Consider the following 22,479-nt stretch of genomic DNA (forward strand, 5'->3'; position numbering starts at 1 on the left):
CGAAACAAAGCGAATGTCCCGCTGGCGAGTTTCAATCCCACATTGGTTCGATTCAACGGGTCTGCTCGGCGTGCTCTACGGCTTTGAGGGTCGCGTTTCAATCCCACATTGGTTCGATTCAACGGCTGCCGTCGTATTTGTGGACGGCGCGGCGGACTGCGTTTCAATCCCACATTGGTTCGATTCAACGGCTGGGAGAGCCACCGGCGCGGCAAGAACTGGTGCGGTTTCAATCCCACATTGGTTCGATTCAACGTTCGGCGTAGGTCTCGTTGAAGGTGGGTTCGTCGTTGTTTCAATCCCACATTGGTTCGATTCAACGTCTTCCAGCACCATGCCATCGAGGTGCCGACGGCGAGTTTCAATCCCACATTGGTTCGATTCAACGTATCGAGCAGTCGAGGATCGCGCACCTGATGACCGCGTTTCAATCCCACATTGGTTCGATTCAACGTCGACGGGACAAACATCCTGTTTCGCATCTCGTTCGAGTTTCAATCCCACATTGGTTCGATTCAACGCGCATCGTCCTGGCCCTCGGACAGATGCAGGCCAAGTTTCAATCCCACATTGGTTCGATTCAACGGACTACGGCACGCTGGCCAACTGGGCGTGGGTCTGGTTTCAATCCCACATTGGTTCGATTCAACGAAGATGTTGACGCGCTCTCTGACGATGATCTTCTTGGTTTCAATCCCACATTGGTTCGATTCAACGTAGAAACTCCATCGCGTCTTCAAGGTCTTTATCTCTGTTTCAATCCCACATTGGTTCGATTCAACGTCAGAGTTGTTGTTGCGAAAAAGGATACTGGCATTTGTTTCAATCCCACATTGGTTCGATTCAACGTAGGCCCATATGCAGGAATGATTTTCTTGCCGGTGTGTTTCAATCCCACATTGGTTCGATTCAACGGCGACACAACAACAACACAGGCCGCAACTGACACCGCTGTTTCAATCCCACATTGGTTCGATTCAACGCCGTTGATTTCTTGGACGTATTCAACAACTTCCTCGTTTCAATCCCACATTGGTTCGATTCAACGGCCTGCATCTGCGGCGAGCCTGTGAAAGTCGGAAACGTTTCAATCCCACATTGGTTCGATTCAACGAATTTTATTATGCTAATGCCGAGTCAGGCGAATTGCTGTTTCAATCCCACATTGGTTCGATTCAACGGAAAATGCGTTGACGCCTGAGCAGTCCCCAGACTACAGTTTCAATCCCACATTGGTTCGATTCAACGGACATTCAGCGGCTGGAGCGCGCCGACCTCAGAAGCGTTTCAATCCCACATTGGTTCGATTCAACGCGTACAGGCGGGGGTCGAATTCACCAACAGTGAAGTGTTTCAATCCCACATTGGTTCGATTCAACGGCTGTCGCCGGAGCTGCGCCGCGCTATCATTCTCGGCGGTTTCAATCCCACATTGGTTCGATTCAACGCACCGTGATTCCTCCATATGAGGGCTCAACACTGTAGTTTCAATCCCACATTGGTTCGATTCAACGCCTGGCCAGCTTGAGCCAACGTAAGGCTTTCTTCATCGTTTCAATCCCACATTGGTTCGATTCAACGCCCCGATGCGACCGATGCGGCACGCGCCCAATGAAAGTTTCAATCCCACATTGGTTCGATTCAACGGTGACGAATGAGAGATCATGCCTGTCATACGTCGCAGTTTCAATCCCACATTGGTTCGATTCAACGCGAGTACGAATTCCAGTTCCGGCAGTCCGGTCTCTGGTTTCAATCCCACATTGGTTCGATTCAACGCTACAACGCCATCCTGAGTTCGGTGCGCCTGAGCGAGTTTCAATCCCACATTGGTTCGATTCAACGAAGTTGTAGCGCGTGCGCTGGCTGTAAGCGGCCTGCGTTTCAATCCCACATTGGTTCGATTCAACGTCGAGTTCGTCCTGTAGCTCAGGCTTGCGACGTTTCAGTTTCAATCCCACATTGGTTCGATTCAACGTCGTGGCTGTAGACCTCAAGACTTGCGCCGAGACATGTTTCAATCCCACATTGGTTCGATTCAACGCCTTAAATTCTGCCCCATCAATCAGCAGTACGGCAGGTTTCAATCTCCTCGAAATCCGGGAACCAGAAGGTGTAGTGCGTCATCAATCAGCAGTACGGCAGGTTTCAATCCCACATTGGTTCGATTCAACGTTCCGTTTCCAGTTTCGCGCGCGAGTGCTTTTCTTTGTTTCAATCCCACATTGGTTCGATTCAACGGCATCGTCCACGCGCCCATCTCATCGAAGCCATTTTGTTTCAATCCCACATTGGTTCGATTCAACGGCCTCTCGACGTCGGGCTTATAGAGCGCGGAGACCAGTTTCAATCCCACATTGGTTCGATTCAACGTTGAATGGGCAGGTACAACCGATTTTACGCGCACGTGTTTCAATCCCACATTGGTTCGATTCAACGGCTGCGGCCGTCGAGACTGGTTTGACATAGAGCTGGTTTCAATCCCACATTGGTTCGATTCAACGGGCGCGGCTTGGCGATGGGGCGCTGCCAGACGCCGGGTTTCAATCCCACATTGGTTCGATTCAACGGTCTTTAAGCAACAACACGGCGATCTCTTCATCTGAGTTTCAATCCCACATTGGTTCGATTCAACGCCGTGCCTGGCTAACGATGTGCCGCGAGGACTACGCGTTTCAATCCCACATTGGTTCGATTCAACGATGGCCGCCTCGGTGGTCTTCGGCTCGACGCCGATGTTTCAATCCCACATTGGTTCGATTCAACGTTACGCGCACGACATCCAGCAGGGCGTTGACCTTGCGTTTCAATCCCACATTGGTTCGATTCAACGTTGTAATGCAGGTTGAGGGCGAACGTGATGCCCAGTTTCAATCCCACATTGGTTCGATTCAACGCCGCGCAAGTAGAGAAACGACGAGCCCGCTTGCTTAAGTTTCAATCCCACATTGGTTCGATTCAACGAAGAGCATCGAAGCGTTTTCACTCGCCCGCTCGGAGGTTTCAATCCCACATTGGTTCGATTCAACGGAGGTCGAGGCAGGTGATAATATCGGAATTCGGGGAGTTTCAATCCCACATTGGTTCGATTCAACGCCATCTGGCCGGTGTCAATCGGCGTTCGCTCGATCTTGTTTCAATCCCACATTGGTTCGATTCAACGACTTTCGCAGAGAAGTTCTACGCCACGGCTTTTGGGCGTTTCAATCCCACATTGGTTCGATTCAACGTCCGGCGACAGCGGCGGCGGCGCACCTATTGTCATCCGTTTCAATCCCACATTGGTTCGATTCAACGCTTCGGCACAGTCCACAACAGGACGCGGGCGGCTGAGTTTCAATCCCACATTGGTTCGATTCAACGGCTTCGCCGAGTTCGACGGCATAGGAGTTCAGTAGTGTTTCAATCCCACATTGGTTCGATTCAACGCTCCCCCTTTTTGATCTGTAGCCTGTGATATCCCAGGTTTCAATCCCACATTGGTTCGATTCAACGGCGCTTCGGCGCGGTGTAGGGCACCGGCGCTTTGGCGTTTCAATCCCACATTGGTTCGATTCAACGCCGTTTCAGCGTCAATACCCAATCCTGCATCGGGTGTTTCAATCCCACATTGGTTCGATTCAACGATCTGCCGCGTGGCGACGACCGCGCCCCTGGTCGCCGTTTCAATCCCACATTGGTTCGATTCAACGACTCCATATCGCGGTCGAGCCCCGCGACCTGCTTGGGTTTCAATCCCACATTGGTTCGATTCAACGCCGTTGGGCATATTCGTCTGAGCACACACTGGTAAGAGTTTCAATCCCACATTGGTTCGATTCAACGGCGGTGTCGTTGTAGACGAAGACCGCGGCGGGGGCGGTTTCAATCCCACATTGGTTCGATTCAACGTTGACCGATCCGGTCAGTCCGAGATGCAAAAATCGGGGTTTCAATCCCACATTGGTTCGATTCAACGACATGTCCGAAACAGAAATTGACGATTTGATTGTTAGTTTCAATCCCACATTGGTTCGATTCAACGGTCAAAGGGTGGCTTTGACTGGTAGCCAGTCGCAAGGTTTCAATCCCACATTGGTTCGATTCAACGCAGGATATAGCACGTATCGAAGAAACTTTTAATGTGAGGTTTCAATCCCACATTGGTTCGATTCAACGCACGAGCGATAACAACAGCACAGCGCCCACGCTCAAGTTTCAATCCCACATTGGTTCGATTCAACGATGATGCACTGCCAGGTTGAAAGTAACCATTGTTAGTTTCAATCCCACATTGGTTCGATTCAACGTACAGCTTACACAGTCGCATCTGTCGGCATGGTAAAGTTTCAATCCCACATTGGTTCGATTCAACGTAATTGAAATTACTTGGCGACGCAACCGCACACGGCGGTTTCAATCCCACATTGGTTCGATTCAACGACTGCTGGCTTCGGCGCGGCTGATTTCACTAAGCAGGTTTCAATCCCACATTGGTTCGATTCAACGCCTTGAAAAAGGGGCGCACGCAGAGGGCCACCCCGAGTTTCAATCCCACATTGGTTCGATTCAACGTGGATTTGACGAGGGTGGCCCCGCACAACTTCAGGCGTTTCAATCCCACATTGGTTCGATTCAACGCCCGCCGCGCTGGCGCAATCCAGGCGGGTATATCAAGTTTCAATCCCACATTGGTTCGATTCAACGCATATATAATGACGCGGCCGTCGCCGCGAATAAAGTGTTTCAATCCCACATTGGTTCGATTCAACGCAGCCGTCGTGAGCTGGCCGCCTTCACGATCAAGGCAGTTTCAATCCCACATTGGTTCGATTCAACGGCGTCCAGACCTCATGGCGGTGGTTGCGCGTCAAGGGTTTCAATCCCACATTGGTTCGATTCAACGGCGCCTCGATCAACGGCAGGCAGGCATCCACCCAGGGTTTCAATCCCACATTGGTTCGATTCAACGAAGACGTCTGCACCTTTCAACGACTTCACGCTCAAGTTTCAATCCCACATTGGTTCGATTCAACGGATGCAATAGTGTTGTAGGCTTCACGCGCACGCTGCGGTTTCAATCCCACATTGGTTCGATTCAACGCCTGCGCTGTCATACACGGTGACGCCCACCGGCTTGCGTTTCAATCCCACATTGGTTCGATTCAACGCCTGCACCGCGCGTGCTGCATCAATCATATTGTCCCGTTTCAATCCCACATTGGTTCGATTCAACGGATACGTTGAAGCCGCTGCATCAGGCGTTGAAGCTGGTTTCAATCCCACATTGGTTCGATTCAACGACGGAAACGGTGCCCGGTGGTGCCTACTACGTCAAGTTTCAATCCCACATTGGTTCGATTCAACGGTGGACTCAAACAGAATGGGAACGCGGTTTATTTATTGTTTCAATCCCACATTGGTTCGATTCAACGTCTGCGCCGTCGGCACCAACCTCACCGGCGCCGCCGAGTTTCAATCCCACATTGGTTCGATTCAACGCAGGCCGCAGAGGTCGAGCGCGTTCAGGTCGGCAGTCGTTTCAATCCCACATTGGTTCGATTCAACGCCGTCGCGCCGGCGAGGCCGTAGACGACAGGAGTTTCAATCCCACATTGGTTCGATTCAACGCCGTGTGGACCGTGCTCGCCGGCAAGCGCGACTTGCGTTTCAATCCCACATTGGTTCGATTCAACGATTGAGGTCCTCGACGTCGCCCACCGGGCGAGCGAGGTTTCAATCCCACATTGGTTCGATTCAACGCCTACCCGCCGCGCGCGACAGTAGATTTCAAGCTGCGTTTCAATCCCACATTGGTTCGATTCAACGCGATTGAAAGGCGCCGATGGCGTGATCGTCATAGCCGTTTCAATCCCACATTGGTTCGATTCAACGCCGACAACACCGTCGGCCGCGGCCGGCTCGATCTGGTTTCAATCCCACATTGGTTCGATTCAACGGCCTTGATTCTATAGCTTTCGCACTCGCAGAATCAAGGTTTTAGCACTCGTTTTTAGCAGGTTCAGACGTAAGGGCGTCGTCGGGCATTAATAAGGCTCAAAGTAGGAGAGCCTGACGACCTTCATTATCCATTTTGGATAGCGCACTTAGTGGAAAGAAAGTTGATCTGTGTCGGCATAATTCCTCTTAAAACAGGCATTTTTATCCGGGGCAGACGACGGGTATTTTTGATAAAGCTTCTTCTCACAGCAGGTTATCCGTTTTTCCACGTTCGCAGCCGATCACTTGCTTATCTAACCACCGTTCCTCGCGCGCCGTGTAGATCAGCACCGAATCGCTCTCTTGGTTCATCAAACGGCCTAACCCGATCCGGACTTCTTCGATTTGTGACTCGGTCAACTCTCCTTCAAAAACCGAATTCTGTACCCAGTTCAAATGTCGTTTCAAAAACTTGTGGACTTTTCCCACCCGTTTCACCTCAACATCATAGACCAAAAGCACGTACATTGCCTGCCTCTCATCCTCGCTTTACCACCAGGTGCGGAAGGCTACATAAGGCTCGACATTCGTCAGGTGCTTGACCAGCTTATAGCACTCCAATCGAATTAATCTTTCGTAGCTCACTTTCCGGTGTAGCCGACGATGTTCGATCGTTGTCTCCAGCCGCGCGTCCCATTCTTTCAGAACCGCCTTGCGGCCCGATTCTTTCAAGTAACAGCCGTTCAAGTCCTGAGAAAAATCCCGCTGGTTGATCTGACGATTATTAATCAGCTTAAACAACATCCGGTCTGCCAGTATCGGCTTGAAGATCTCAGCCAGATCGAGCGCCAGCGAGAAGCGGCGCGCGCCAGGCTCATGCAAGAAGCTGATCGTCGGATTCAACTGTGTCCTGTAGATTTGCGTCAGCACCGCCGCATAGACCAATCCATTTGTAAATGAAATCAGCGCGTTGACCGGGTTGTCCGGCGGGCGCTTCACCCTCCGGGTGAACTCCGCGCGCTCGCGCAGGATTTTTGAGAAACCCTGGTAGTAACAACTGCGCGCCCGCCCTTCACAGCCCATCAGTTCATTGATGTCCTTTACCGCATCCACGCGCAGGACTTCGGCCTGCACGCCTTCGGTTTCGGCGTCCAGCGGGATGCCCCGCGCACCATAATAGCGCAGGTTGCGCAGGATGTTGTGCAGCGCTGAATGAATGAACTCGCGGGCAATCGTCAGCCGTAGCCTTCGATTGCTGTAATGTCGCACCTGCCTGACCAGCACGAAGCCGGCATTCAAATACTCGCGCGGGTAAAACGATCCCGAGTAGTAGCCATAGTAGTTGAAGAAGTGCACCGGCACCTGATGCTGCGCCAGGAAGTTCAGCAGGCGGGCATTCAATTCCAATTCGCCGAAGGCCCACAGCGCGTCGACATCTTCGATGGGAATCACACGGCGCTCGGCGACCCGAACCGGCGCGTCTGCCGATGCGTCGGTCACTGGCCCAGCCAGTGCTTCGTCGCCGGAGACGGCTTCCGGCTCAAGCGCGAGATCGCCCATCCCATCGACTAGCGCATCCGGCTCAAGCGCCGGGGCTGAAGCCTCCGCTTCATCTGCTATCTCGTCTATCGGTGCATTGAACTCGGCGGGTGCGTCTTGCTGAGGCGTGTTGAGCGAGAACAATTCTTCGATGACGCTTTTCTTGGTCGCGCCATTCGACGGTTCCGCTTCAGCCGTCGGCTCAAAGCAGAGCGTGTTGTCCTTGCGCCGCAAGCGGCCTGCGCGGGTCAAATAATAGTGTCTAGCCATAATCAACTCCGGTGTGCAATATTTGAAGACTTTGCTTGTAAGCACGCTCACCCCCAGCAAAGTTCGGCGTAGCTACAAGACCGGCAAATCTTCATCCACTCGACTCCGGGGGCGCGCCGCAGCGCGACGATGCGCTGCATCTCCTTGAGCGTCTCTTCAAGGCGCTGTTGTTTCTCTGCGGTCAGCTCAACGGTTTTCGTCTGCCGCAGCTTCGGGTAATCAATCTGCCCGCTGAGGCCCTCAACGCCTTTGAGCTTGAGGTAATAGAGGTAATAGAGGAGCTGCATCTCGTGGGCTTCTTCCATTTTGTCGGTGAGCTTGACCTCGTGGATGCAGCCGTCCTCGCGCCAATCGAGGACGATCTTGCCGTCGATGTCGAGTTCCTTTTTGCGCCGTGCATAGGCGTCTTCGTGAACCAGGCGGCCGAGGTGGACGCGGTCATGCTCGTGCTCCATGTGGACGCCGTGCGCGAACCACCAGAGCTTCTTGTGGCAGATGAAGTAGTAGCCGACTTCGGTGCCGGTGAATTGAGGTAGTTCTTTCATAAACGATTCAGAGAATGTATCCGCCACCTTCTAACCTTATGCCCAATTCCGTTGAGTAGTCGCTGTTATCTGCCAATTTCCTTATTCCTAGAACTTCGTCATTAGAAAACGCCGGAAAAGCCTTATCTCTCGGCAGACGAAACTGCACAATGTCGCCAGCCATTTCGCGCAGTTTTATCTCAACTGCGATACGATTTTTCCTAGCTTCAGCAAAACTATTCCCCCTTTTTATGCCGGCTAGTTGTTGCAAATCTTCAAATCTCGAATCTTCAAAACTCTGTGGGATGAAGTAACGATATTCTTCACCAAATCTTTGGTCATCTATCAGTTTAAATCTTCCAAGGGTTTCAAATTCCGCCTTATTTATATGCCGAGTCATGTGTAGATTGATATTGGTTTGTTCATGCTCGCCGATAGTCAGGTTGGTTCCGACAAACTCAAAGTATTTTTCTTGAACCGTTTTCATTTCAGCCTCAGAAATAAACTCTGGAAATTCTGCGCTGCCAAAATCAAGCAGCTTTTTGTCCTTTCCACGATAAATCAATTCGGCGGAAAGCCGTCCGCCTATGCTTTGCAAAGCGACGACACGAACTTTGCCGCCATCAGGATATTGGCCATTGCGATTGCAACGTCCAGCAGATTGAATCAAGTTTGGCAGTGGACACCAGTCCCGATATAACACGGGAAAGTCAATGTCCACGCCTGCCTCAATCAACTGTGTCGAAACGAGTACGATCTGTTTTTTGTCCTTTAGCCTTTGCTGACAATGATTCAATTTTGCGCGACGATCATTAAGAGTAAAGTGAGTATTGAGCAGAACACATTCATCAGTCCCATAAAACTCTTGCAGTAATGTGTAAAGGCGCTTGGTATCATCAATGGTATTCAAAATCACCAGACAGGAATCACCGCAACTCTGGATTTCATCTGCAAGCTGTTCGACGGTAGAAATATGCTTTTCATTGCTGATAGTGTAACGGTTGAAAGCATCTTCTTTGTAGCAGTCCGCGCTCAATATCTCTGGTGGAGGCATATAGCCAATGAAAAGCTTTTCAGCCCTTTCATTATCGGGCTGATTGACAACATTCTCTTTTGGCTTGATTTTGAGATACGGCATCGTTGCGGTAGATACGACTGCATAGCTGTCGAACTGACGGCAGAATTCATCCAACAACGCCACGAAAAAAATATAGAGGCGTGGCGGCAATGCTTGTATCTCATCTAATAGAAAGATCGTGCGTGAAAAGTTGGGCAATCGAAGCAGCGTCGCGTTTTTATTGCTGACTAATGTTTCAAAGACTTGGACGAAGGTGGTGACAATAAACGGATGGTCGAAAGTCTCTACAGAAAAGTTTTCGCGTAAAAATTCTGCCAGCTTCTCTTCATTTTGTTCTGTTTCCAACTCGCCCTGTAATTTTTCGATGCGCGAATTTTCCGCGCGTGAATCAATGCGTAAAACCGCAACCTCATCTTTTAATCTGCCTTCGTCAAACTCGTTGAGGCCGTATAAAACTTGTTTGCAAACGGCTTCGACCTGTTCCGTAATCGCCAGGAAGGGTAATGCATAAATCACCTTGAGCGCCGGATCGTGCCCCAGAATTTCTTTCGCCAGAGCAAGCAGCATCATGGTCTTGCCCGCGCCGGTCGGAGCTGACAGAGTGAAAACCCGCCTGCCTTCCTTCAACTTTGAGCGCAAGCTGTGAACCGCTACTTCTCGCATTCGCGTGCGCGCACGATTCAAGTCATTATCAGGCTTGTAACTGCCGAGCTTCTCGTCAATCCGTGCGGCGATATTCTGTTGAAAATAAGGCTTGAGCCTTTCACACTTGTAATCTTCGTTGTCACCAGCATCCCGTTTGTCTGACTCAAGCAGACACGCAAACCCGAATTGAGTCTCAAGGAAAAAGGCGAGGGAGTCATTAATATGCATTGGTACATATCGCGCACTTCTGAAAATTCTCTCGCTCAAATCGGGCGATTCATTGATCTCGAATTTAGTATGCGGCAGGAGAAGTTGCAGGAAATCTGAAATCGGCAAGGGGTTTCTTTCCGCCAAAAACTTCTGCAAATCTGCAAATGGGCGCGAGTTGAAAATACCATCTGCAAAATTAGGCAAATCCCCATGGTGCCGTGCAATCATGGCGGCCAGGCTCAAGAATTTCTTAGGCGTGTCGCCGCACCATTCCTTTATTCTTTCCTGATTGCTTTGTGCGAAACAGAATAGGGCGTAAGCCGATAAATACGAATGCCCGGAATATCCCTGCGGCTTAATCGGAGTTAGCTTCGCTTGGAAATTCGGATTGATCTTTCCCAGGTCATGAAAGAGCGCAGCGACTTCAGCGATCTTGAGATTTAAGTTCGTAGGCAAACTTTCAGTGCGTCGCAAAACCTTTCGTGCTACACCGTGAAGGTGGTCTTGAAGCAGCTTGCCTGGATGAGAGAAAAAGCAGTTTGTTAGATCAGCACCCATTGGCTTTCATCGCTGAATTGAAAATAATCACCGCTGGCAATCAGTTCTTTGCCTTCGGAGGGATAAATCACCCGCACATACTTTTCGGGGGGATTCCAGAAGTCGTCATTTTGAAATGTAGGGACCCGCTCCACGCCAAGCCGAAACCCTTTTGCGAAAGCTGATGTAGTAATGAGTTTGTCAGTTTTCAGTTGATGATGCTCCGTAATAAACGACTGCGTAACAAACTCGCCATTACCTGCATGGAATTCGCCAGCCGCAATAAAGCTCAACTCAGCAGGGCAGTTGTGCAAACCCAAGATGGGCGTGAACCGCGCTTCTTGCGCTTGAATGGCTATCTGGTAAGCGTCGAAATACTTAGCGGAACGCTCGTTCCTCAACGCCAGAGCCACCCGGTTTCTTGAGTTCTTCAGAAACTCCATTTGCTTCGGAGCCTTTTGAAAGAAGTCCACAACGTAACGCAATGTAAAGGCCCAGGATTCTTTCTTCACGGGGGTTCTGACACAAACTCCGTAAAGCAAATCTTCGGAAAACTGCGGAAAGAGTTGCGCCATCGCTTTCCGCTCGATTCCCAGCACCGCACCTATCAAACCAAGCAAAGCCGTCTTCGTGATGAAATCATGTGTAAGCGGATTGTTATTGGTTTCAGGCTTGCGGTAGTGTGCCCAATTCCCGCTGATGTCGAATAGAAAGCCCTTCATAAGCTCATCTCGACAAACTTACTTGCGTTATTCAACTCATCGCGCAGCTCTTTCTTCTCTGTGTAGAAATTGACCGCTGAAACGACAGGCGAGTTCACGGCCTCTTTTAAGCGTGAGAAATCAAGCGAATAATCATCGCTATTACGAATCTGCTCATCACGCTTTTCTTTTGGCTCAAGTTTGATGAAGCGATCAACACCGTAGAGTTTCTTGGTTGGCTCTGCATAAACAACCTGCAAAAGCAGGAGCGAATTCTGGTTCGACTTTGTGCGTGTGTTGGCATTATTGACGCTCTCCCACAGCGCCTTGAACATCTCCTTGACATCAGCTTCACTCAGGCCCGTGTGCCGCGCTGAATAAGGATTGATCCAGCCGTGAATTTGATTGAGCGAATAGGGAACGACTGTTGTCGTGCCGATAGCCCCTCGTGATTTTTCTTCGCTTGAAGAAAAGACAGAGGTGTTTTGGTGAATACGCAGGTCGGCCTTGTTAAGCGACGGGTTGAGCAAAGCAAACTGCACAGGCCCTGTAAGATTAACCGCGTCACCTTCTTCAGTAGAAATGCCTCCGAACAATCGCACATCGATACACTTTTGCATCAGCCTCAGTGTGTCAATTTCAGCTTTGCCTTTGGCCTTCGCGCGCTGCACCTCGGCATCCTGGCCGTATTTGCCTTTCAAAGCTCGCATGCGCAAAGCCGCCCCCGAGCCTTTAAGCTTCTCATCCGTCTCCAATGCGCTTTTGTCGCTTACGACGAAAATATCAGCGCCTGTCGCAATGAAGTAATCGCGAATGAACCGCTTGATGCGAACATCGCTGACAAGAACTTTTTTGGTCTCGTCGTCATAACGTTGTTCGCCTGTGAAAGGATCGCCATTCGGAATTGAATATGTGCTCTCGTAGAGGAACAGAATTTCGGACTTCTGCACAGGAAGATTGTCGTTGCTCATGGTTTCCCTCCATTAGTTTGATTGAGACTCCGTCGTTGTCTCACTCGCCTTGACCGGAATATCCGGCTTGCCGAAGTAACCTTCAAAAAAGCCGAAGGCGCAATAGTCGCGATGATAATTGGCTTCACTAATTTCGCTCAAGAGCCTCACCAGCTCGATAAACTTCTGCTTCAAGCTGGGATAGGCGCGCTCGTGAATAGCCAGCTTTTCGTTGATGAAGTTGGCGAAAGCAACTAGGCTCTGCTTATCTGAAATGCGCCTTGACAACAAGCCAACGTAATTCTTCTCAAAGGACTTGATCTCCCAGGAGACGGGTTGCGCCAGTTGCCCAAGCAGCTTGCCAGCTTTGTAGCTGTTCGAGTCGTTCATTGTTTCCATTTCCTTATCTCCGCCTTTCCGTAATCGAGTCAGAAACTCGTAGTCAAATTTGAGCAGATTGTAATTCGAGATTTCATTTCGAATGTTGAATTCGTTTTTCCCCACAAATCCGGGAAGCAACAAGTCGTCGCGGGCGTATGTGTCTGCGTAGATTTGCGGAAGCACTTTTAACAAATGGCTTTGATATTTCTTCTTATCCGTAGTCACGTCGCCCAAGATATTCAAGAATGAACGGCGCACATCCAGCGGGCCAAGTTCTTTCCTGCTTTTGATGAGTCTGTTGCGCTTTGCCTCAACGTCTTGACGAATATCGGCAATTCGCTCCCCGACCGCGCGTAGATGACTTTTCTGTAAACCGGCTAGTTCGATCATATCCACGTCGGGTGAAGAGACACCGCCGGCTTTACTGAAAATGAAATCGAATGAATGAATGTTTGCGCCGGTTTCAAATAGAACGTTTGGAGTAAGGCTGTCGAAGAAATTATAGAGGCCGGTCGTTTGTTCGGAAATTAATACTTTGTCTTCCGCTATGCCCTGTTGCGTTGCCTTTGTTGTACTTGATTCCTTTTCGTCGCTCTTGTACTCAAAAAATTCTTCAATCTGGTCAGCGGTCAGATTCTCACCTTTCGGCAAAATGATTATTTTGATGTCCCGTGCGGACAACATCGCTCTTGTTGAGTAATTGATGGCGTAGAGCAAATCCAACACCTCGTCAGCGTTGCCGAAGGCTTTGGCCTTGTACATACTTTCCGGCGTGAAATTCGGGAAGGGAAGATTCTTTTCTGGCGAGGCAAGGGTTTTATAAAGACTCTTTCGCAAAACGATTTGCCCCTTCTGGTTGGTCACAAACTCATCGAGAAGCCTACGGTTTAAGGCGTCTAATTCTTCTTCAAACTCGTACCAATGTTCGCGTTGCCCTTGAAACGCGAAATGCAAGAAACACATCTTTTCCCTGCCCTGTTCTTTTAGAAAGTTCTCGATTTGCTCTCGATGGTCGGCGAAAGAGGCCCTGAATTTCTCAATCGCAGTTCCAGCAAATGGTTTAACATCCTCATTGCCCCGCACGAATGAACTTAAACCGAAAGCGTTTTTTATTTCCGGGTTCTCCATGCGGTAATAGCCTCGCTCTTTATCTTTTATGACGCCATAAGAAATGTCGCCCCAAATGTATTTCATTAAGCTATCAGCGTCTGAAGATTTGTAAGCCAGGTAAAAAAGTTGATGTTTGATAAAATCTTCGTCCATTATTGTCGAGATGTTATCAAGCTCAAATCTAAAGTCTTCTCTTACAGGCAGGGAGAAATAACCGACAGACATCTTCTTATCGCTCAACGGGGCGCGTTTGATATAGCGGTGATGACGCAGTCGATTGGACTGTCGGAGAGTTTTTCCAATCTGTAGCAGGGTTTCTAACATTTGCTCATGCTGCCTTTTCAAAAGTTGGGAGTGTTTTTTATTTCTTTTCTACCATCCCGAAGCCCATGGAGTTGCGGGAGCCGAAGCCGGTCTCGTAGCCTAACTCGATCAGTTCCTTGCTGCTTTCTATCGTGAATGGAGCCAGCCAGCCGCGGACTTTAGTTCCTTCGCTCAGCTCGATTAATACCGAGGGTCGCCGGTTGCGCTTTGTAGCCTCTGCTATATACACCCTGTCCCACTCCCAATGCAAGCCTTCATACACCGGAGCATGACCGTTTAACGCCTCGTACTTGCGCGCCAGGTTGCGCGCGATCACTCCCGACCAGTCATCTTCCAGATTCAAATAGCGCACGCGGTTCTGTTCATCGCGCACTGACTCCGTAATTGGCGCGAGCGCCCGAAAGCTCATCCGCCCGCTGAACTCCGGCGGCGCTATCGTTTCAGCCTCCGCAAGCGTGAATTCAGTGTTCGCAATATGAAACCGCTCGCTGTGGAACAGGCCCGAGACAAAATGCTCGATGAACTCGTCGACTGGCGAACTGACCTGTACCGATACCTCAGGCGACTCCAGCACCATCCGGTCGCCAACCACCCGGCGGCGCTTCACAAACAATCGCGAGAAGGTGAACAGCTTGAAACGCCGGCGGTCGGCTTCAAAGCCTTCATCGTGCAGCGCGGTGGCAAATGCTTCCGAAGCATTGCCGATCGTGCGGTAGATCAATCCTGCCACCGCGTGGTTGTAGTTCAACGGCAATACGGCGTTTCGTTTTGTTGCCAGCAAGGTTAGCTTGACTCGCATCCGTTATACCCCTTGATTCACTATGGACGACGTTTATCGGCTCGTTCGCACAGATTTTTTTAAGGCCGGCACGAAGAATCCGCAGCCCAAGTGACGGTGATTGCCCAGCCCTTGCTCCTGAAGCGCGATAGAATCGTCTTCGCTCAGGTCATGCAGCGTTAAGGCGAAGCCGACGACGCGGCGCCGGCCGGCGCGAAATCGCTCGCGCCGACCCAACTCGATCTCGCAGGCGATGCCCATCTCGTCGAGCCGCCAACAGAGCGCGTCGAGAAACGCCTCTGGTCTTGAGCAGCCGTTGATCACCACGCATCTCGCGTAGAGACTTGCACAGGGCTTGAGCAGCGAAATCCCTGGCGTGCCCAGTCTCACCGGCTGGCCGCCGATCTGTAACCACCGGTGGGCAAGCTCTAACATCCGCGATACGCGGCTCTGCGGCAGGCGCATCCGCAAGTGCACCTGTGGAGCACACGCAAGCGCGCCGCTTGATCGTCTCGCGCTCACAAGCAACCAGCCGGCGTTCGCGGTTTCCGGGACGAGCCGCGAGATGGCGCGGAACATCGCCCGCCCGTCAGCGCGCGGCGGCGTAGCGCCCAGCAGCGGAAATCTCAACTCGACGTAGACCATAGCCGCGCCTTCACCCTACCGCATAAACTCCCGCTTCGACGAGGCCGGGCGAATCTGCGTGATGATCGGATGCGGGTACTGGCTCGAAACGATGATCGCCCGGCCTTTGCCCAGGCTCGGCACCTCTTCCCAGATCGCTTCGTTCACGCTGCCCGCCGCAGCTTTCAACACCCGCAAGTTCTCGGCCCCGGTCGTCTGATGGATGATCTTGTTGTTGGCCAGCTCGAACAGCTCCGACGGCAGATGCTGTGGCGACTGCGTGACGAAGTGCAGCGCCAGCCATCGCTTGCGGCCACGGCGCGCAATCCTGCGCAACTGGTCGAGCGTCTGTTCCATGCGCTCCTGCTTCTCGCGCGACACGAAGCCGTGCGCCTCTTCAATCGTCAGAAAGACGCGGCGACGGGTGTTCTCCTCTTCACTCAAGCTCATCTTGTAGTGATACATTCGCGCCAGCAGATCGGCGATGACGATGTTCACCACCTGCTGCTCGCGCGAATCGCTCATATCGATGACCGACAGATGGCCCGGCTCGCTGAGTTTTTTGACATCGAGCGGCGGCGCATCTTTGCGGTCAAAGATGTGCATCATCTGAAGCTCGCGCAGCTTCTTGCGCAACGCCCCATAAGAAGCTGCGTCTGTCTGGTCTTGCATCAGCGGCTCAAGCTGGTACTTGTGGCAGTAGGTCTCGGGGCTCTTCTCAGCCGCGTCAGTATCGGTTTCCGCGTCGGTTTTATCGTCGTCTGACGCCTTGCGTCTGGACTTAGCCGTCTTCTTGTGCTCGCGCCGCCAGAAGTAATACTCAAACTCCTGATCGAGCATCCGTAGCAGCCAGGCGAGCGTGATGCCCGGGTAGCCCCTCGACAGATCAACGTCTTCGCTGTCAATTGCCACAGCCTGGCCTTTCTTCTTGCGGGCAATCTGAACCGCCTGCTCGTAGAGGAAGGTGAAGCGCGTCTGCTGGGCGGTGTTCATCTCGGTGATCTCCATGACGATCTCCGGGCTGAGGGAATCGAAGGGCACAGAAAACTCTATGGCATCCTTGCACTTCGATTCGGCAAGCGGCGGCCGGTAGACCGTAATGCCCGCCGCACCGCGCGGCGAGCGCTCGAACGGTTTCAGGTCTTCGGCGATGTTGGCGGCGCTCGATGGCTGATCCATGAAGATGTATTCGCCCTCAGGGTCAACAACCACCTGCGCATAACCCGCGGCCAGCGTCTCTTCGATGAAGACCTGGCAGGTGTTGGTCTTGCCGCTGCCGATGGTGCCGACCGTCAGCCAGTTGCGCGGCACGACGCCTTTGTTGTCGCCATCGATCTCGACGAAGATGCCCTGATAATTATCGAGCAGCCCCAGGCGGATGTTGCCTTCCAGGTTCAGCATCGCCGTCATCATCGTCTCGTCGTAAGGCAGCACGGGCGAGGCCGGATGCGGGCGGCGGGTCGCGCCCGTAAGCACACCGTTGCGCTCTTCACCGAGAACCTCGATCTGCACCCAGCCGTGATATTCGGGCACGGCAAGCACCTTGCCCTGCCCCTGATTCAGGATGATGAACTGCACAGGCGTCGAGTCGCGCTTGAGCGCGTCGGGGTTGTAAAACGGCCCTTCGACGATGCGACCGCTGTAGCGGCGCCCGTCCTTCGTGCTGACCATGTGCACGTACATGCCGCGATGCACCGTCGCCAGGTCGTTGCTGTGCACCAGCGCCTGAATGATATGGCTTTTCGCGGCGGAGGGATCGAAGTGGACGAAGGCGATCGCGCCTTCGGCTTCGGCGGCTCGACGCGCGAGGTCTTCATTTTCCGGGAGCGCGTTCAATTGTTCGATGGCGCCGTCAACTCTGGCCGATTGCGGCCCTTTGCCGTTGCCGGTCTTTTCACTGGCGCTGGACATGATTTACCTCCTGTCAATCTCGCGTTGATCGCTCGGTTTGATACATGGCGCTACCGCCCGAGGCGCGGGCGAATTCGGCATTCAAATGGCTGGTGTACTCGCCGGGGCGGAAGGTGCCGGAGCAGTACTGGTCGGCGAGGTCTAACAGCAAGGGAAAGCCCCGCGGGCCGGTGTTGGCGGCGTCGGCCAGCAGCATGTGGACGGCTTCCGAAAGACGATCCTTGTTGCAGTAGAAAACATAAGGCGGGCTCATCTCGTGAGCGCGCAGCACGCCTTGAGCCACTTGGCGACCGTGTCGGTCTCTGAACTCATTGAAGACTTCTTTCTGACTCTTGCCGCCATACTGCGGTATCGCGGTGTCGGTGTAGTGAGCGCTATCCAAATACTGGTTCAATATCTCTTCGCCGCCGCGCACGACAAGGTACTCGCCGGCCTCAAGCGCCAGCCCGAGCGACAGCAGATCGCGATGCGAATCGTGCGAGACAATCGCCGCGTAAGCGCCGTCTTCGATCAGCGCGCCGATCAGATTCAGGCAAGGTAAAAGGATGTGCTGGCGGCCAGAGCCGCTCAACATCTCGTGTGGGAATAGGGTTCCCTGAATCAGCTTGAACGTGCCGGGCGGCGTGTCTAACAGCACCTGCCGCTCTTTGTAGGTCATCAGCGCATAGAGAAAGATGTTGGGGATTTTGTTCTTCAGCTCCTCGCCGCGCGAGTTGAGCGCCGCAACGATGTCGGCGGCACTGGTGTTGCGGGGCAGTTCTTTACCCCAGTGCATGATGTTGGACACGAACTGGCCGGTCGTTCCCTGATAGCTGACTCTGGAGATGGCGACCTGCGCGCCGACCAAGCTCAAGGTTTCATATCTGGCGAGCGTGCCATCGGCAGCGACCACCTCGCCGGTGTAGAGGCGCTTGCGCTGGAGGAGTTCAATGTATCGCGGGTTCGCTTTCTCCCATAGGAGCTTGCCGGCGCGCGCCAGTTCCGGGAAGAAGACTTCGCGCAGCTCGCGGCGCACTTGGCCGTCGGATTCGACTACACGGCTGACCGTGGCGCGCGCCGCCGCCGGCATGGTTTGATAGTATTCGCCCGGTGGCTTCCAACTGGCCGGATCGATGATGCTCTCGAAGTCGAGACTGTTGTCGAAGGTTTCATCGACTTCCGATTCCGAATTCGGGTTGGTTGCGCCCTCTGGGTCGACAGCGAGCATGCGGTATTACTCCCTTCGCATTTTGGCAGCCAATCGCGTGAGCCGAGACGGATGCGGTTGCCTGAACCTGACTCTCCGTGCTCAAAAGGTTATACCGCGTTTATCAGCCATTTTCTCGCGATGGAAAGAAAACTTACTGGCGGCTTTTGTCCGCAGAAGCTAGCAGCCCAGCGAAAAGTCCAGCGATAACGTTTGGCTGCGGCGCAAGGTAGCGCCGTAAATCTTCAAAATAGCTTTCGGCAATCCGGCGCGGCAATTGGAACTTCTCGTAAAGCAGAGTCACCATTTGGGCTTTGTCGTGGGACTGCATGAGTGGTGAAACCACATCCCACGGCGCAATCAGCTCGCGCGCAAACAGGTCAGCCTGTATCTCGCGCTCGACCGTTTCCGGGCTGATCGCCTGGCCTCTATTCATGATCTCTCTAGGCCGCGGCGGCAGCCCTTTGATAAAGGCGTATAGCTCAAGCCGCGCGTCGCACTCGCGCCAGGCGAAGGCGCGCTCGATGGCATCTTTCTGCTCAGGCAATGATCGCAGCCAGAGCTGCTGAACGCGGAAGACATCCGCGAGGAAATGCCCCAACTCGTGAGCCAGCACGTAGGTGTGAGTCTGCGGCGACAGCCGGTCACGAATAAAGATGATGTTGCACGGCGGCCCGATGTGAAGCAGCCCATAAAGCCGGCGATCCACGATAGACAGGACTGGCGGCTGAAAGCTTTCTCCACGAAGGATGCAGAGGTAGCGGAAGGCTTCGCGGAAGGTGAGCGGCAGCATTCTTTTGATGGGAATCTCCAGGCCGTAGGTGATGAGGCGTTCGACATCACGGGGCAAAACATGAAATTCGCCTTCCGGTCGTTCGGCCAGAAGATCCGCGAGCGCGGCGATCATCGAAAAAACGCGCTGCATTGGCGGGCTGTCGCGCATCGCCTTCCTTTCAAAACCTGAGACTCGGCTTGTGGACTGATCTGATGCTGTAGCGCCGGCTACTCCAGCTCTTCTTCATCAAAAGCGGCTTGATAGAATTCCTGAACCGCTGGGCGGTCTGCCCCGAGCTCAAGACTGCGCGCCAGAATCATGGCCTGCACAAACGCTATAGGATTCTTCAGATGGCAGCATTCGGCAATTCGATGGGCGTCACGCGCGAGTGCCTGTTCGCGCGGCAGCGGCATTGCCTGAAGCCGGTGAAACACCACCTCATCGGTGCCAAATTCGTTCGCCTGTTCATCTGCCGTAACGCTCTGCCGCTCGCGCAGCAGGCCGAGCCAGTAGCCGACAAAACCCGGCTCATCCGCTGCATAGGCATACCAGGAAGCCATAATCTCTTCGTCGTCCGTATGGTCGCTGTTATTCACCATCTTCTCGCCTTTACTCGCCTATCAAATCGTCTGCCTCATAGCCCATCTCATCAGTTAAGGCTTGCAGCTTGCGCAGCAGTCGGGCTTTCACATTCTTTACTTCCCGCCCCGCAGGCTTGATCGCGCCATAACGAGCCAGGACTTGCGCGAATGCCGCTTGCTGCTTTTCACCCTGCAAGATCAAACGGAGAAACTCTTTCTCTGCGCCCTCCAGCCGCTCGACCGCCGCGCCGAAAAACTGATCGCGCTCGATGCGCCGGTCGAGCTCTACTGTGTCTATAGGGTTATACGCCGGCTGAAGCAGATTTTCGCAAGCTGAGTCCCGAAACGCTTTGATTTTCTGCAAGGCATGGTAAAGGCTCGCCAATCGCAGCTTGAGCAGATGAATCGCATAGGTGGTGAAACTGGCTTGACCCGCGTCGTAGCGTTCCGGGTGGCGAAGGATTTCTGCGAGCACGCTGTTTACAATGCTCTGCACCTCATCTCGCGGCAGATTCGCGTAATGACTCCAGGCCCAGCGGGCCAGTTGCAGCAAGACCAGATGAGCAATCTCGTCTTTCGCAATCGGGTCGCCTTGCGCAAAGGCAGATAGCTGTTGGGCCGTCGGCTGTTGAAAGGCGCTTTCGTCCATGAGGTCTTACCATCAATGCGAGCGCGGGCCGCGCTTGAAAATCAAGATGTCCTCTTCGGGATAGACGCGCGTATCGCTCTGCGCTGCCGAAGAGAAGCGGCCCGTCTTCTTGTCTCTGGTGCTGACCAGGACGCGTGCCGGGACCTGGCGCACAATCTTTCGCTGCAACTCGAATCCCGACGCCAGAGCCATCTCGGAAAGCGCCGCCGATGTCGGGATGTTGATCCCGCGCTTAGTCGAATCGCCGATGATCAGGACGAGGTATTTGCCTCTTGCGGTGACGCGCGCCATCTCGCTGATGGCCGCCCGCATATCCTGAAAGTAATATCGCAGCGCCCGCACTTCTCGATCCACTGTACTGGCCACAGAGCCCTGACGCGGCGCGGCCAGCTGTGCTAATGCATGGTCTGCGGCTTTAGACCTTGTAGACAAACAGGCGCCATCGCCTTCACGGGCAGAAATGCCCTTTCCGCCGATGCAGGCATGGCGCAGATCACTCGACTCGATGAGATGATGTCTTTCAAACCACAGTTGCGTCAGTTGATGAAGTTCGAGGTACTGATAGCAGGTCGCGTAAGGCGGGCTGGTGACGATCAGGTCAAGATGGCCATCGCTCAGTGGCAAGCGTCGCGCATCTTGAAGCTCAAGGGCGCACAACGAGGAAACATCCGATGGGTTCAGGTGTGAGCCAGTCAAGTCCGTCCAGTAAAGATCATTGCGGCGGAGCATATCACGCACCTGGCGGCGGAAACTGTCCAGGGGGCCACTGAGAATCTTGGCGAGGTCTTTCTGCGGCTTGGTGCTGCCGCTCAGCCAGATCGAGCAGCCCCGCAGAATGTTAGAAAAGGCGCACAAGAAGAATGTGCGGTGAGCGGCGTTGCGCAACCTGGTAATCACGTGCAGCAATTGCTCCAGGGTCGCTCTGTAGGTAGTTGGAAACCAGTAAGCCAGCCGCTCTTCCGCGCTGGCTCGCGAAATGTCAATGGCCTGGATTGCGGATGTCTCAGCCGTTGTCAGCGCCCGCCGGCCAATCTGCGGCAAGCATTCGAGTCGTTGATCTAAGCGCCGCCAACATCTCTTAATCTCCTCGGAATCGACCGGATGACATTTCGCTCGGCTGATCAGCAGCGCCACCGGGTTAATGTCCGCTCCCCAGAAAGCCCGCCCGGTGCGCAAGGCTTCTATGCCGGTGGTTGCCGAACCGAGGAAGGGATCGCCGACCAGTGAATGAGCCGTTGAGTAGCCTTCAATCAGGCAGCGCACCAGTTGCGGAATGAACTTGGCCGGGTAGCGATGATAGCCATGCGGCCCCCACAGCGTCTGCGAGGGCTTCAGATTGGCGAATGACCAGTCCATTTCCGTATCCGGTTCTTTTTGTTCGTTCGCCTGGCTGTTCTCAGCCGATGCGTTTGATGCGAGCATACTCGTACCTTTCAATTGTGATGACACTGCAAAAGGCCTTGCTCAATTGCAAACTTCATATGGCCATAAAACAACGGGCCTTCAGATAGACAATGACATTGGCCGTCTTGGGGCAATTTGCGCGAATGGCTTGAATTGCCCTGCTGGAACATCAGAACCAAGTGTTGGCTGGTTGGAGTATATAACTTCAATCTGAACTGTCAACCTAATTGTTATGCAATATACCTTAGTACAGGACAAAAATGATCTTTGAAAATGCATAAAAGGCCACCGCAGCTTTATCCTTTTCAAGCACTGTAAAAACTTGAGGAGGAAAGCGACGATGACCTCGATTCGCCCGCTTGAGCGAACCCTTGCTGACAATG

General features: G+C 53.0%; 15 protein-coding genes and 1 CRISPR repeat array (1 of these 16 only partly in view). All 15 genes read right to left on the reverse strand.

The genetic code is table 11. From position 1 onward, the window contains the following. Positions 1-5,939: direct repeats of the CRISPR family, unit length 30 nt; unit sequence GTTTCAATCCCACATTGGTTCGATTCAACG; it begins 3,617 nt to the left of the window's first position. A gap of 244 nt (positions 5,940-6,183) precedes the next feature. Next, on the reverse strand, positions 6,184-6,447 hold the full coding sequence (gene cas2, locus VJ464_14880) for a CRISPR-associated endonuclease Cas2 (GenBank protein ID HKQ06417.1): 264 nt from the start codon (positions 6,445-6,447) through the stop codon (positions 6,184-6,186). 21 nt (positions 6,448-6,468) lie between these two features. Beyond that, positions 6,469-7,728, reverse strand: a complete 1,260-nt coding sequence (gene cas1b / locus VJ464_14885; protein HKQ06418.1) for a type I-B CRISPR-associated endonuclease Cas1b — start codon at positions 7,726-7,728, stop codon at positions 6,469-6,471. A 47-nt stretch (positions 7,729-7,775) separates the two neighbouring features. After that, a complete protein-coding gene (gene cas4, locus VJ464_14890; GenBank protein HKQ06419.1) occupies positions 7,776-8,273 on the reverse strand; it encodes a CRISPR-associated protein Cas4 in 498 nt (165 codons plus the stop codon). Positions 8,274-8,280: 7 nt separating this feature from the next. Further along, positions 8,281-10,743: a CRISPR-associated helicase Cas3' gene (gene cas3, locus VJ464_14895; GenBank protein HKQ06420.1), complete on the reverse strand. Its 2,463-nt coding sequence runs from the start codon at positions 10,741-10,743 to the stop codon at positions 8,281-8,283. Further along, positions 10,728-11,444 carry a CRISPR-associated protein Cas5 gene (cas5, locus tag VJ464_14900; protein HKQ06421.1) on the reverse strand — a complete coding sequence of 239 codons (717 nt, stop codon included), beginning with the start codon at positions 11,442-11,444 and terminating at the stop codon, positions 10,728-10,730. Before cas5 ends, cas3 begins: the two co-directional genes overlap by 16 nt. Further along, a complete protein-coding gene (gene cas7b, locus VJ464_14905; protein ID HKQ06422.1) occupies positions 11,441-12,394 on the reverse strand; it encodes a type I-B CRISPR-associated protein Cas7/Csh2 in 954 nt (317 codons plus the stop codon). The genes cas5 and cas7b overlap by 4 nt, the downstream gene beginning before the upstream one ends. A 12-nt stretch (positions 12,395-12,406) precedes the next feature. Continuing rightward, entirely contained in the window at positions 12,407-14,188 is a 1,782-nt protein-coding gene (locus VJ464_14910) for a hypothetical protein (GenBank protein HKQ06423.1), read from the reverse strand. 37 nt (positions 14,189-14,225) lie between these two features. Continuing rightward, on the reverse strand, positions 14,226-14,987 hold the full coding sequence (gene cas6 / locus VJ464_14915; GenBank protein ID HKQ06424.1) for a CRISPR-associated endoribonuclease Cas6: 762 nt from the start codon (positions 14,985-14,987) through the stop codon (positions 14,226-14,228). Positions 14,988-15,020: 33 nt separating this feature from the next. Next, positions 15,021-15,611 carry a type I-MYXAN CRISPR-associated protein Cas6/Cmx6 gene (cas6, locus tag VJ464_14920; protein HKQ06425.1) on the reverse strand — a complete coding sequence of 197 codons (591 nt, stop codon included), beginning with the start codon at positions 15,609-15,611 and terminating at the stop codon, positions 15,021-15,023. 15 nt (positions 15,612-15,626) lie between these two features. Then, entirely contained in the window at positions 15,627-17,501 is a 1,875-nt protein-coding gene (locus VJ464_14925) for a DUF87 domain-containing protein (protein HKQ06426.1), read from the reverse strand. Positions 17,502-17,514: 13 nt separating this feature from the next. Then, positions 17,515-18,708, reverse strand: coding sequence for a hypothetical protein (locus VJ464_14930; protein HKQ06427.1), 1,194 nt, complete (start codon positions 18,706-18,708; stop codon positions 17,515-17,517). Positions 18,709-18,841: 133 nt separating this feature from the next. After that, the gene (locus tag VJ464_14935) at positions 18,842-19,630 is read right to left on the reverse strand and encodes an ImmA/IrrE family metallo-endopeptidase (GenBank protein ID HKQ06428.1); all 789 of its coding nucleotides are present in this window, start codon (positions 19,628-19,630) and stop codon (positions 18,842-18,844) included. A gap of 59 nt (positions 19,631-19,689) precedes the next feature. Then, the gene (locus VJ464_14940) at positions 19,690-20,061 is read right to left on the reverse strand and encodes a hypothetical protein (GenBank protein HKQ06429.1); all 372 of its coding nucleotides are present in this window, start codon (positions 20,059-20,061) and stop codon (positions 19,690-19,692) included. A 10-nt stretch (positions 20,062-20,071) separates the two neighbouring features. Continuing rightward, the gene (locus tag VJ464_14945; protein HKQ06430.1) at positions 20,072-20,692 is read right to left on the reverse strand and encodes a hypothetical protein; all 621 of its coding nucleotides are present in this window, start codon (positions 20,690-20,692) and stop codon (positions 20,072-20,074) included. A gap of 12 nt (positions 20,693-20,704) precedes the next feature. Then, positions 20,705-22,114 carry a DNA methyltransferase gene (locus tag VJ464_14950; protein ID HKQ06431.1) on the reverse strand — a complete coding sequence of 470 codons (1,410 nt, stop codon included), beginning with the start codon at positions 22,112-22,114 and terminating at the stop codon, positions 20,705-20,707. Between the last annotated feature and the right edge of the window lie 365 nt (positions 22,115-22,479).

This window comes from Blastocatellia bacterium, assembly GCA_035275065.1.
Lineage (GTDB): Bacteria > Acidobacteriota > Blastocatellia > UBA7656 > UBA7656 > DATENM01.